Here is a 12,371-nt window from a genome sequence, read left to right on the forward strand (position 1 = left end):
TCCTCAATCCCTTGTCCAGTAGGGGTTCAATCATCCTTGCTCATTCTTTTCTCTCTTCTAATATGTTGTTTTCCTCACTGCATAAACCCGTAGGGTTTCAGTTCTTTTTCGTGTATTTCTCAACGTGTTTTTTCAATCTTTTCTCTTGATTCTTCCCTCCATTATGGAAGAACTTTTTAACATTGTCTGAATATTCGATACGACCCAGAACGGAAAAAAGAGGGCGAAAATGGGGGTTTTGGGGAAGAACAATAAAGCAGAAGAAAGAGTGGGGGAGAGAAGAGGAAAGAGGGATGGGACTTAGAGCCGCAAGGATTTGAGGGGAGTGAGAGGGAGAGGAGGGGCGGGGAAGGACAAAAAGACAGGGGAATAATAGAAGAATAAGAGTGTTGGGAAAGGTATTTTTTATTCTCATTGCTTATGTCTATTTCTGTCTCCATTCAGAGGGACATCTATTTTATATTGTCAAAATATTATATACAATACAGAACGTAAAAAGAGGTCGATAGTGGGCTTTTGGGGAATAGCTTAATAACATTGCCTTCAGGCGTAAATGAGCGGGTGGACCGTTGGGGGAGAAAGGATAGAGGGGATTTGATGAGAAACCAAGAAAGTCACAAAGGTATAGCAATCAATTCAGGTTGGTGTAGGATTTTTTTAAATCGGGTATTGTAATTATAGACATCATGGAAATAGTTATTTTCAATCTCAACTTACATTGCAAAATTTTTAAAAGGAGATGAGTTTTTGACTTTAAATAATAATGGTTTTACTCTAAATGATGGTACAGAACTTCCTTTTGTGGGATTAGGCACGATTGGTATTAATGGGGATCAGGGTACGTTTGAAATTTTAAACGCCTTGAATATAGGATATCGCTTAATCGATACGTCAACAAACTACGACAATGAAGGGATTGTCGGTGAAGCTGTGCGTCGGTCCGCACTGCCCAGAGAGGAAATTTTGATTAGTACGAAATTACCCGGTGCTTACCATGAATATGACAAGGCATTTATCTTTATCCAAGAATCTCTACGCCGCACTGGATTAAAATATTTTGACAAGTATTTAATTCATTGGCCGAACCCTAAGGACGGGAAGTATGTAGAAGCTTGGAAGGCTTTAGTGGATGCTCAAAAACAAGGGTTAATCAGAAACATTGGCGTTTCAAATTTTGAACCAGAACATCTGGACGACATTATCGAAGCAACAGGTGTGACACCTGCTACAAATCAGGTGGAGCGTCATCCGTATTTTAATAATAACCGTATGGTAGAAGAAAATAAAAAACGGGGCATTCTTACTGAATCCTGGAGCCCTTTTGGTAGAGGTTATCTGAATGACGTGCTAAAAAATACCACAATTAAAGAAATTGCGGATAAGTACGATAAAAGCCCGGCGCAGATTATTTTAAATTGGAATTATCAAGCAGACGTATTTTCTATACCAAAATCAAGTAATCCCGTGCATCAAAAAGATAATTTCAATAGTACCAACTTTGAATTAGCACCTGAGGATATTGAAACAATTGATTCATTGGATAAAGGAGAAGCTGGCCGTGTAGAAGGGCAGGACCCAAATGAATATCACGAATATGTATAGGCAGGACAATATATAAACATCGTATAGTATTCGTTCATAAAATAAATATCGTTTTTGACACGATATTCGATTGGAAACTCTGAATTAGATATTTTTTGAACAATAGATAAAAGGAGGGTCTGTTTTAAGCAGATCCTCTTTTGGTTTTTTACAATATATTCCCGAATTTTCTTTATGAAAATTAGTATAGTAAACTATAAAGTCTTTTCAGGATATTTTGATATATCTAGAATGTCGAAACCTATAAATCCTCTGTGATTTTCTTCTGAAAAACAGAATTCTAATCCTAAATAAGAATATCTCGAAGCTACTTCATTATCATTTAGTCGTAACGAATACATATTATCTCTTTTAAGGTAAAAGTTATCTTTAGAAGATGCATTTTTAAGGGCATTAGCTTCATCTCTAAATATCTCTAAGCCTATAATTCTATTATCCTTATCTAAGTCTAAATTTATATAAGGATTAACTTTTAATTCATCAGTTTCATGAACCATACCAGCTTTTATTTCTTTGATAACTTGAATATAACCTATTTTTACTTCTTTGTTAAACTCAATTCTCTTAATCATTTTAATACACCGCCTTTACTTTTTTTTCATCTCGATTTAGGTTTAGCTTGATTATAAACTGTTGTTAAAATATTACCTTCTCTAGCTACAGCTATACCCTTGTAGTGATATACCGTTGCATTTGGATAATCTGGATCGCTATATTTCGTACTTTTTGTATATGCATCATAAATTTGTTTCGGTGAAATATTACGCTGAATCATTTATGTGGCTTTGTGAGATACTTTTGATCAAACTTTACTCCAAGGCTACAAGTAATTGTATAGAATTTAAATAAAAGTGATACCGTTTTTAAAATTCTGATATACACACACTCCAATTGTTAGACATGATCTAACAATTGGAGGCGGTTTTTTTATGGTTAAGTTCTCTAAAATTTTAAATAGTAATAGAAAAAATCTTATCATCGTTGGATTATACATTTACAATATCAAGGAGAAGAAACATTCAAAAAATCTATAGATTTACTGAATTACATGAACAAATAAGGTATATCAATTCGAGTGTTTTGTATGAAATCGCGACGTCTTAAAAAGTCGCGAAGATTTTCCCTTTGATGAGTATTATTGAGGTTGTCAAAAAAATTGAGTAATCCATAAGTTGATAAACTTAGCTTCAGGAATTTTAAATTTTAAAGGCGTCGGATCGATTAGATGCAACTTAAACCTAAAAGAATTCACGACACTGGTCATATCTCTTCATATCTTGCTGCCAATAACGACTTAGCATTTTCTTAATCCTCTAAGATAGGGGATGGGGCAAAAAGTTTATGAATGGATTGCAAATAGACAAACTATGAGCGGGTCATGTACTGAAGAGGCATGTGATACTTAATTAAGAAGTTATATATGAGCATAGTTAATTTCTCAAAGTGTTGTAATGTATTATTTAAATACGTTTAACTACAGCTAAATATATTGAAGAAACAATGCTTTGAATAAAAAAAACAATCATAACGTAATAAATAAAATATTCTTTTTGGATTACATCTAAGATTGCTACTAATGCCACCCCAAGAAGTATCCCCCCAGATAATATTGAATAAGAGAGCGACTTAATCTTAAAAAGTAATAGCTCACCTCTTTCATCCATTGATTCTTTTTTACTTTCAAATTTTGCTTTATATACTTCTGAAACTATAACCAGTATTGCTAAACCTATAATCAATGATGTAGTTAACGTGATCATACAACTTCCTCCTTAAATTTAAATACTTCTGTAATTTCTTTCCCTAATGAATTAGAAATTTTAAATGCTAATATCAATGAAGGGTTATATTTGTTTTTTTCCAATGCTGCAATCGTTTGACGACTAACACCTACGTCATCGGCTAAGTGTTGTTGAGTCCATTTTTTCTCAGCCCTACCAACTGATATAAAGTTTTCCAGCATATGAAACCTCTTTTCTATATGATTTCTTATAAGTTAAATGTAATATATTTTTTACAAAATGTAAAGTATTTACGACAATTAAATTTTTTTATAATTAGATTATTTCCTTTAATGGTTTAATCCCCTCTAATAATTCAAGTACACTAAATTGTTTGTTAGGTTAAAACCTTAATATTTTTCTGGTAATGAAATAATAGATTGATAATACGTATGGGGCATATTACCAAGTGAATGTGATAAAGTGGAATGAAAGATTAATAAAACAAAACTCCTCTAAGTGTGGGAGTTTTTTGTCTAAGTCTCTTTTCTAAAATATCTCCTCATAATGACTATGACCCATCCAATTTGTCTCTGTTGTGGGATTTAGTCTACCGTTTTACAATATTCGTGTTTAAGGAAATTTCTGAAAAATGGTCAAAATTGCTCCTGCCTAGGGCGGAATATAACCTGGTATTTTTTAGGTCCATCATTGCTCTTTAGTTATGCAGGTTATCTGCAGTAAATTAAGGGAAAATATGTTATTTTTTCGGTGGTCTACGTTCTTTAGAAAATTTCAATTGTATAGTAATCAAGAAGAGCGAAATTGTTTAAAATTAATAGAAGTAAATGATAAAAATTGTACAGTGTTTAACAAGAAATTACTTCGAGTTGCTCGAACTTTTTTTCAATCCAACAAAATGTATTGATTTCAAATAAAGTGCGAAGTTTCACCTTCTTGGAATATGCATTGTCCTAGGGGGTTTTTTAGGGTGAAAATAAGATAACATGATGTTTCTCCAAACTACCAACCGTAGCTTCTAACATTAGACTTGTTTTTTTAAAAGGACTTTTACAACGGGTACACCTTAGGAATAGATTATTCGATTATCAATACCAAAAAATTCTGCAGAAAGTAAAAACTTAAGACTTTTTGTTTCTTTGTTATGTCTAATAACTAGAAAGAGAAAAGGGGGAAGCGCGCTTGGAAGTGAAAAACCTAGTCAATAGAGCAAGAAAGGGAGATGATGATGCTTTCTACGAATTAATCCAAATCCATAAAAGTAGACTATTAAAAATAGCCTTGGGTTACTTACATAATGAGGAGGAGGCCTTAGAAGCATTGCAGGAAGTAACTTTTAGGGCTTATCTTTCATTGAATAAATTGAAACATGCAGAATACTTCTCAACATGGGTTATCCGGATTATGCTTAATTACTGCCATGATCAAATTCGTAAAAGAAAAAGAATCGCAGATCCTAAGTATATTGATAATCTAATAGTAACGAAGAATGACAACCAGACGTTAGAAATAGAGGAAGCATTACTAAAAATAGATGCACGTTTTCGAGAAGTCATTATTTTAAAGTATTATAACGATTTAAAGATAAAAGATATTGCCGAAATTCTCGAAAGGTCGGAGAGCACCATTAAAACCTGGCTATACAAAGGCCTAAAAGCACTTCAGGTTCAATTAAATAAGGGGGGTGGGCTAAATGTTTGAAAGAGAAGAAAGTGAGTTGGCTGAATCCAAAAAAATAATGAAGGATCTATCCATTTCTGACGATCGCTCTGACCAGGCAATTCTAAGGGGAATACAGCAAGCAAAAGCAGAGAAAAAGAAAAAGAAAAAGAGAATGCAGCTGCCCATTAAGACATTCACTGCTGCATGTATTTTAGGACTTACGTTTATTACATCTGTTAATGTATCCGAACCCGTTGCATATTACATGTCAAATGTACCTGGTATGGGGAAAATTGTTGATTTTGTCCGATATGACAAAGGGCTACTTGCAGCTGTTGAAAATAATTACATACAAAAAGTGGATTCAAGTGTGAATAACAAAGGTATAGAGTTTACTTTGAATTCAATTATTCATGATGAAAAATCACTGATCATTTTTTATGAATATCAATCAGATGAAGAAGACGTAGTTATTACTCTAGGGAGCTTTCAATTGCTTAATGAAAAAGGAGAGGTATTGCCATATCATATAGTTGGTGAATATCGGAATGATAATCCGGATTCTTTGCTGGAAATCAGGGTTCCTTTAAAAGAAGGGGATAATCTGCCAAATGAACTAATTCTTTCAACTCAGTTTTCTAAAGATAAGAAACTTTTAGACGGGGTTTGGGAAATTCCCTTTACTTTAGATAAAGGTAAAATTGTTGGAAAGAAAGTGTATAATGTGGATAAAACATTAGAAATTGAAGGACAGCAATTAACAATCAAGGACGTAACAATGTATCCTTCTCAAACAGCTGTACATGTATATTATCATTCGCAAAATAGTAAAAAGATATTTGGTATTAATGACTTGCATCTAATAGATGAAAAAGGAGAAACATGGAATACAAGTGTAATAGAGACTACACAAATCAATGAGAACGAAACAATCATTTATTTGCAGAGCAACTACTTTACTAATCCTAAAGAATTATATTTGCGTTTCAATTCAATTCGTGCGCTTGATAAGGAAGAGCTCAATGTTGAAGTAGACCCGATAAAAAAGAAAATACTTAAGGCACCGAAAGACGGAAAATTAACAGATGTAGAGATAGAGCAAGGCGAGATGTCCATTAAATTAGATACGAATCCGAATCAATTCAAATCAGCAATTTTTACGCATGCAATAGATGCAGATGGAAATGTAATAAGTAAGGATGAACCATATGGTATCTCCTATTCTTATGTCGACGACTATGTATTGTATTCCGTTCCTTTCCCATCTGAGGCAACTGACTTAGGACCTGTTAAACTTGAATTGCTTGATTATCCAGCCTCTATCAGTGCAGAGGCTAATGTGAAAATAAAGTAATAGCCCAATGCAAATGTCATCAGGTACTCCGTTAAATAGAAGGTGAATTTTTCATAAAAAACCACTGTCTGTATGCGCATTTGCATTACTTTTGGGGAATTACCAAAGGGTTAAAGACCTCTTAATAATAATCCCGACTGAATCTAATAGAATTGATTTTTATCGTTTTTCATTAAGGTAATATGTACTTATGTTTAGAAAAAGCTCCGTAAAATTTTCCGGGTCTTTTCTAACTTTGATCCTAAAGAATCCACATTAATTTCTAACTATTCTTTTGGCAGCTGTTCCTACGGTTCATAAATGAATTAGATAACAAAAAGTGAAGACCAGATGATGAAAATCCCGACCATGAGTAGGTAGGGATTTTTATCAATTTAGACAACACATTTATGTTAGTAATTATTAACTAAGGGTTATATTTATTTTAGTTAAAAGTGTGAGATAGTTATACTTTTACACCTAGAAAACAGCTAGATGCCGGTTAATAAACTATTTTGTTGGTTTCGTACAAGAACCGTTTGAAGCATATTCGTTATATTTAATTTTGATCAAACTTACTCCAAATCAGCATAAATTGCGATGTTTATACCCTTTGGATATGATGGTCAAGAGGAGGTTTTTTATCGGAAATTTTATTTCGCAAACGGGCATAGTTTAAGATGAAGCTTTTTGTTAATCTTAATAATGAATAAAAATGTAAAGGAGAATAAGATGACTAAATTCGGAAAGTTATATGAAGTGAATGGTCGTTATGTTTTGCAATTTGAACGTTTGTTTACCCATAAACCAGAGAGTGTTTTCCGCTACGTAACAGATCCTGATTACTTTACCAGGTGGTATCCGTTTGCAACTGGAGAGATGGATCTTATTGAAGGTGGCAAAATAGCTTTTGATGATGGCGAGGGGACGAAGTACGAAGGCATAATTACTGAATACCAACCACCTGTCGTCTTTGCCTTTCATGAAGGCGCTGATATGCTAAGAATCGAGTTGCAAAATACCGATGACGGGTGCCGAATGAATTTTCAGCATACGTTTGATGACCGGTCTTGGGCAGCGGCAACAGCAGCAGGATGGCATCGCTGTCTTGATGCATTGGTTATGTTGGCTAACGAACAGCTGCCCGAATGGCCGGATAACGGAGCGGAGTTAAGGGAGTTTTATCGGGAAGCATTTGATTCGAATTAAGTGGAGAATATAGCACTCATCATTAGAAGTATAGACATCTTAAAAAGTAAGTTGAAAAAAGCAAATCTAGTGACGGGGGGAGATTAATGGATAAGTTAATACAAGACATCCTAAATTGGATTACAATAACGGATAAAAAGCTTATTATTGCTATTTCCGGACATGGTGCTGCTGGAAAAACAACGTTTGCCAATAAGCTTATAAACGTATTAAATCAAGATGGAGTGAATTATATAAATACAGACCCGTATATTGTTAGCTCGAATATACGAAACCATGCAATGATTGACTATACATATCAAAACGAAAATCATCGTTATAAAATGACAGCTTGCCACCCATCAGCGCATCATTTGTTATCTTTAGAAAGAGATGTTCAGATGATTAGAGATGGTTTAGATTTATACACAATGCATACACATTATATGAAAAGCGAATTAATTTCCTCGAGGAATAAAGTAACGATTGTTGAGGGAATGAGTGTAGCATTTATTCATCCTGATTTATTTGACTTAAAAATTTATTTCTATACAGATGGTGAAACTGAATTATTAAGGAGGTCGAATCGGGACATCGTTGAAAGGGGAGCAGATCTCAATTATTTAAGGCAATCCCATGAAGAACGAAGGATACAGTACGAAGTGTTTATGCATCCATACAGCCAGGATTTTGATATCATTATAAATACGTCTGCAGCAGCGATATGTATAGAGAAAAATACATTTGAAGTGAAAGAATAAACTACTTTTAAAAAAAGAAATCTTACCTTTTAAGCCTTCTCCCTTGCATCTTGACAGAAGGCTTTCGCATTTTACATATGAAATGATAATTCCAAGGATATTACATTAAATCAAGAAAAATATAAATGGCTGTACCCCAGATAAAGATAGCAGAGAATTTATTAAATAATTGCAATACATTTCTTTTGCCATCTAACTTTTTCACAAATGCTCCTGCAATCATTAGCCCAAAGAACCAAATCCAAGATACTGTAATACAAGTAATAGTAAAAAGAAATTGTTCTTTTCCAGCATATTTTATTGCACTTACCCCAATAACACCGACTATATCTAAGATGGCGTGAGGGTTTAAAAAAGAAACAGATAAAGCAAAGATAATTTGTTGACGAATAGGTAAAGCCTTATTCGTTTTTTTTGTCGTTTCGGATTTCCAAATGACAGATCCCATATACAATAAAAATAAGATACCGGTAATCATTAAAATTACTCGTAACCATTCAAATTGAAGGACAATCATTGATAAACCAAATACAGATAATAAGATTAAAAGTGTATCAGAGATTGCAGCTGTTATCGTGGCTGGAAGTGCCTGAGCCAATCTAAGTTGGGTTGCTCCTTGAGAAAATACAAAGACATTCTGTACCCCTAAAGGTAAAATAAGTCCGAATGCCAAAATTAATCCATGCAGAATGGGTTCCATTCAAATCAACTCTCTTTCAATTACTATCGTACTATGATAAAACTGAAAGAAAACAACCAATTGGATGGTTTTTTATCCACCCAATTTAAGGGGGATTATCTTGAAATGGAAACCGAGTAGTGATTCTCATTTAACTTTTCACGAACAAATTGTAGATTGGATGAAATTTCGTATAGAAAGTGGAGATTGGGCGGTTGGAACAAAAATCCCCACACAGCGTCAACTAGCGATACAATTTAATGTCAATAGAAGTACAGTTCAACTTGCTCTTGATGAACTGAAGGCAGATGGTTTACTTCAATCAAAATTAGGATCAGGTGTATTTGTAACTAATATTTCTTGGAATGTACTTTTAAATAAAACTCAACCGAATTGGAAAAAGCATATTGATTCAAGTATCCATAGAGCAAATGACCATACCATTCAACTTATCAATGAATACGAGCAATATAATCATATCATTCGCCTTGGAACAGGTGAATTATCACCGGAACTACTCCCAACAAAACAACTTGAACAGTCCTTAAAAGAAATCACCCTTGATGCAAAATCTATCGGTTATTCATCACCAAAAGGAAATGAAAGACTTAGAAGAGTATTATGTGACTATCTGAAAATAAGAGGTATTCAATCGGAACCAGAGAACATTCTAATTGTTTCTGGAGCACTTCAGGCGCTTCAACTAATTGCCATTGGATTATTAGAAGAAGGCTCTGTGATTTTCCATGAAGAACCATCTTATTTAAGTTCTATTCATCCTTTTCAATCTGCTGGAATGCGTATGCATACGGTAATGCGTAATCATCCGAAATTAGCTGAGAACTTAAAAGTTTTTAAGAGGAAAAAACAATCTATATTTTATTGTGTTCCGACATTAAATAATCCTACTGGAGTTAATTGGTTGTTGGAGGAAAAGAAAAATCTATACAATATATGCAAAGAGTTACAGATTCCTATTATTGAAGACGATGTTTATCATGAATTACTATTTGATCATACTTTACCTACCTTAAAGTCTTTAGACAAGTCAGGACAAGTACTTTATCTTGGTAGTGTATCGAAAACATTAAGTCCTGGGTTACGTATTGGATGGATTGTAGCACCTTCACCTGTGGTTGAACGGCTAGCGGATATAAAAATGCAAACGGATTATGGTTCAAGTGCTCTTTCTCAAGAGATCGTCGCACATTGGATTTCAACTGGTTTATATGAAAATCACTTAAAAAATCTTCGTGAACAACTAAAGAACAGAGCGGCATTTATTGAAAATATACTAGAAAACCAATTTAGAAAGATTGCTACGTGGAATAAGTCAGAAGGTGGCTTTTATATTTGGTTAAGGTTTAATAAACCTATCGTAAACAAAGCACTATTTCTAAACCTTCTCAATCAAAATATTTTAATCAACCCAGGTTATATCTATCATTCAGGTGATTTTCATCATATAAGACTGTCGTATGCGTATGCTTCACTAGCAGAAATAAAAGAAGGTCTGCATGCTTTATTATTACTCTGTAATCATGAATGAATACTACTAAATAATAGAAAGTGATGAGAAGTCTACATGAAGTCAATTAACCAAGAAATACAAGAGTTATCCGTAAAATCCTTAGAGTCTACATTTAGTAAACTTTCAAATGCTTATAAAAGCATGACTGAAAAGGGGTCTAATACTACTCTAGTAAGAAAGAGACGAGATGCTATAAAAGTCGGTTTAGATAGCTTAAGGAATATTTGGAACGGTGAAGACTTCTCATATGAAGAAGAAGTTATTCTAACATCTAAAGATATTTTGCAAAGTACTATTCCACCTATTGAAAAACAGATAGCAAAAGCAAAAGATGGTAGTCCTCAAAAAACAGTAAATGAGCGACGATTAATTGCGCTTCAACTGGCGATTGAATCATTGGAGAACCGTCTTAAAAAGTAGTGACTTTCAACTTTTCTTAAGTTATTTATAATACACTTCAGATTAACTAATACTTTAAAAATCTTACTTAAGTAAATTATCCGAATGAAATAAAGTGTTAATTGATATTAAAGTTAATCAAGTGGTTTTAGTCATTTTAATTATTGCTGTGATTATGGTGCTTTATCATCTGCTCTATTGGTAAATATCAGGTGTGAGATGTTTGTAAAGATAAACTTATATAAAGCTATGATAGAAACGGTCACTTCCTTTTTTACTTTAGTGGTATAGGGGAATGGCCGTTTTCTTATACTGGAAATTTCCCCACGGGTATCTTCAAATAGAAAACAGCATAATAAGTATAAATGACAATGGGAAATGTAGGTAAAGTGATAGCTGATATAATATAACATGGTAAAATAACTACTCATTTTATCCCGCAACTATTCGTTTACATCGTTGCAACGACACGGTTCTTTACGTTTAGTTAGAGATGCAAATATACTGGAGTTGTTAGGAGATGAAGAAAATGGATTTCCCCCAAAAATTAAAAGAACAACGTTTAAAACATGAAATGTCTCAACAACAGCTCGGTGAATTACTTAAAATTAGTAGACAATCAGTATCAAAATGGGAACGTGGAGAAGGATATCCCAGCATTGAATCTCTCATTCAACTAAGTGAAATTTTTGATATTACCATTGATGAATTATTAAAAGGAGATGATCATTTGAAGGAGAGCATTATTGAAGATGGAAAGCAATTAGCGTATCCAAAGTTAAAGTTGTTTTTTGATCTTCTTCTGCTTGTTGGCTTATTTTTAGTTGTTTTCAAAATTCTTATCGCTGTGGGTAATAAATTTTTTGACTTGAATATAACGTTTTTCCAAGGTTCGATTCTTTATGCGTTTCTTCCATTCACTGCTTCAATCATTGGAGCGATTGGGAGTGAAACGTTGGCAAAAAAATATAAAACGGAGTAAGCAAATTTATTAAGAGAGGGAGAAGCTTCAGAGGGTATGCCATTGAAGCTTCCCTGCTATGTTTGGAGTTTAGCTATTACCTCTATAAAAATGTCCTGTTTTCAGCCAATTTATTACTTATCCTATTCGTTCAATATACTTTCTTCTAATACCGAGAATTTATCCCCATATAGCTTGGTCAAATGGTTCTCTCCCCAGGCACATAATGAAGTTAAGATCCCTTCTAAGCTTTGTCCGTATTCGCTGAGTTCGTATTCTACTTTTGGTGGAACTTGATTGTACACGATACGATTGATGACACCATCCTCTTCAAGCTCGCGTAGCTGTTGGGTAAGCATCTTTTGTGTGATGTTAGGCATGAGACGCTTTAATTCGCTTGTTCGCTTTTTGCCATGTGTGAGATGACAAAGGATTACACATTTCCACTTTCCTCCGATGACTTCTAAAGTTGCTTCAACAGAAATATTGTATTTCTTCTTCTCCATTCTTGTT

13 protein-coding genes are annotated in these 12,371 nt (G+C 33.7%); 8 read left to right on the plus strand and 5 right to left on the minus strand.

Annotated features, from left to right (window positions below):
• The first annotated feature begins 747 nt into the window (after positions 1–747).
• Positions 748–1,602: an aldo/keto reductase gene (locus MKX83_RS01440; RefSeq protein WP_095371066.1), complete on the plus strand. Its 855-nt coding sequence runs from the start codon at positions 748–750 to the stop codon at positions 1,600–1,602.
• Between the two features lie 194 nt (positions 1,603–1,796).
• Here MKX83_RS01440 and MKX83_RS01445 read toward each other — a convergent pair whose 3' ends face one another.
• The 3 genes from MKX83_RS01445 to MKX83_RS01455 all read right to left on the minus strand — a co-directional run bounded on the left by MKX83_RS01445 (position 1,797) and on the right by MKX83_RS01455 (position 3,565).
• Positions 1,797–2,174 (minus strand): DUF2283 domain-containing protein, encoded by a 378-nt coding sequence (locus MKX83_RS01445; protein WP_095371065.1) that lies wholly within the window; start codon positions 2,172–2,174, stop codon positions 1,797–1,799.
• Between the two features lie 888 nt (positions 2,175–3,062).
• Positions 3,063–3,362 (minus strand): hypothetical protein, encoded by a 300-nt coding sequence (locus MKX83_RS01450; protein ID WP_095371064.1) that lies wholly within the window; start codon positions 3,360–3,362, stop codon positions 3,063–3,065.
• Positions 3,359–3,565: a helix-turn-helix transcriptional regulator gene (locus MKX83_RS01455; RefSeq protein WP_095371063.1), complete on the minus strand. Its 207-nt coding sequence runs from the start codon at positions 3,563–3,565 to the stop codon at positions 3,359–3,361. The genes MKX83_RS01450 and MKX83_RS01455 overlap by 4 nt, the downstream gene beginning before the upstream one ends.
• Before the next feature lie 967 nt (positions 3,566–4,532).
• On the opposite strand from MKX83_RS01455, the gene MKX83_RS01460 reads away from it, so the two are divergent.
• The 4 genes from MKX83_RS01460 to MKX83_RS01475 all read left to right on the plus strand — a co-directional run bounded on the left by MKX83_RS01460 (position 4,533) and on the right by MKX83_RS01475 (position 8,288).
• On the plus strand, positions 4,533–5,045 hold the full coding sequence (locus tag MKX83_RS01460) for a sigma-70 family RNA polymerase sigma factor (protein ID WP_322910326.1): 513 nt from the start codon (positions 4,533–4,535) through the stop codon (positions 5,043–5,045).
• Complete coding sequence (locus tag MKX83_RS01465; protein ID WP_095371061.1) at positions 5,038–6,360, plus strand: DUF4179 domain-containing protein; 1,323 nt, start codon at positions 5,038–5,040, stop codon at positions 6,358–6,360. The genes MKX83_RS01460 and MKX83_RS01465 overlap by 8 nt, the downstream gene beginning before the upstream one ends.
• Positions 6,361–7,029: 669 nt before the next feature.
• Positions 7,030–7,548, plus strand: coding sequence for an SRPBCC family protein (locus MKX83_RS01470; protein WP_340977314.1), 519 nt, complete (start codon positions 7,030–7,032; stop codon positions 7,546–7,548).
• Positions 7,549–7,634: 86 nt separating this feature from the next.
• Entirely contained in the window at positions 7,635–8,288 is a 654-nt protein-coding gene (locus tag MKX83_RS01475) for a uridine kinase family protein (RefSeq protein ID WP_341053714.1), read from the plus strand.
• A 100-nt stretch (positions 8,289–8,388) separates the two neighbouring features.
• Here the strand turns inward: MKX83_RS01475 and MKX83_RS01480 are convergent, their stop codons facing one another.
• Positions 8,389–8,988, minus strand: coding sequence for a LysE/ArgO family amino acid transporter (locus tag MKX83_RS01480; protein WP_095371058.1), 600 nt, complete (start codon positions 8,986–8,988; stop codon positions 8,389–8,391).
• Between the two features lie 100 nt (positions 8,989–9,088).
• Here MKX83_RS01480 and MKX83_RS01485 point away from each other — a divergent pair, with 100 nt between their 5' ends.
• From MKX83_RS01485 to MKX83_RS01495, 3 genes are all read left to right on the plus strand, one after another.
• Positions 9,089–10,516 carry an aminotransferase-like domain-containing protein gene (locus tag MKX83_RS01485; protein WP_322910234.1) on the plus strand — a complete coding sequence of 476 codons (1,428 nt, stop codon included), beginning with the start codon at positions 9,089–9,091 and terminating at the stop codon, positions 10,514–10,516.
• A gap of 36 nt (positions 10,517–10,552) precedes the next feature.
• A complete protein-coding gene (locus MKX83_RS01490; RefSeq protein ID WP_307315807.1) occupies positions 10,553–10,918 on the plus strand; it encodes a hypothetical protein in 366 nt (121 codons plus the stop codon).
• Between the two features lie 508 nt (positions 10,919–11,426).
• Positions 11,427–11,879 (plus strand): helix-turn-helix domain-containing protein, encoded by a 453-nt coding sequence (locus tag MKX83_RS01495; protein ID WP_307315870.1) that lies wholly within the window; start codon positions 11,427–11,429, stop codon positions 11,877–11,879.
• Positions 11,880–12,001: 122 nt separating this feature from the next.
• Here MKX83_RS01495 and MKX83_RS01500 read toward each other — a convergent pair whose 3' ends face one another.
• Entirely contained in the window at positions 12,002–12,364 is a 363-nt protein-coding gene (locus MKX83_RS01500; protein ID WP_095371054.1) for a winged helix-turn-helix transcriptional regulator, read from the minus strand.
• Positions 12,365–12,371 lie beyond the last annotated feature (7 nt).

Origin of the sequence: Cytobacillus sp. FSL M8-0252 (genome assembly GCF_038007345.1) — a bacterium.
Lineage (GTDB): Bacteria > Bacillota > Bacilli > Bacillales > Cytobacillaceae > Cytobacillus > Cytobacillus kochii.

What these genes read in the sequence shown, in the direction of transcription:
- MKX83_RS01490 (WP_307315807.1), top strand. Translation starts at nt 10,553, where the DNA reads ATGAAGTCAATTAACCAAGAAATACAAGAGTTATCCGTAAAATCCTTA.
- MKX83_RS01480 (WP_095371058.1), bottom strand. Translation starts at nt 8,988, where the DNA reads ATGGAACCCATTCTGCATGGATTAATTTTGGCATTCGGACTTATTTTA.
- MKX83_RS01450 (WP_095371064.1), bottom strand. Translation starts at nt 3,362, where the DNA reads ATGATCACGTTAACTACATCATTGATTATAGGTTTAGCAATACTGGTT.
- MKX83_RS01455 (WP_095371063.1), bottom strand. Translation starts at nt 3,565, where the DNA reads ATGCTGGAAAACTTTATATCAGTTGGTAGGGCTGAGAAAAAATGGACT.
- MKX83_RS01445 (WP_095371065.1), bottom strand. Translation starts at nt 2,174, where the DNA reads ATGATTAAGAGAATTGAGTTTAACAAAGAAGTAAAAATAGGTTATATT.
- MKX83_RS01495 (WP_307315870.1), top strand. Translation starts at nt 11,427, where the DNA reads ATGGATTTCCCCCAAAAATTAAAAGAACAACGTTTAAAACATGAAATG.
- MKX83_RS01475 (WP_341053714.1), top strand. Translation starts at nt 7,635, where the DNA reads ATGGATAAGTTAATACAAGACATCCTAAATTGGATTACAATAACGGAT.
- MKX83_RS01465 (WP_095371061.1), top strand. Translation starts at nt 5,038, where the DNA reads ATGTTTGAAAGAGAAGAAAGTGAGTTGGCTGAATCCAAAAAAATAATG.
- MKX83_RS01500 (WP_095371054.1), bottom strand. Translation starts at nt 12,364, where the DNA reads ATGGAGAAGAAGAAATACAATATTTCTGTTGAAGCAACTTTAGAAGTC.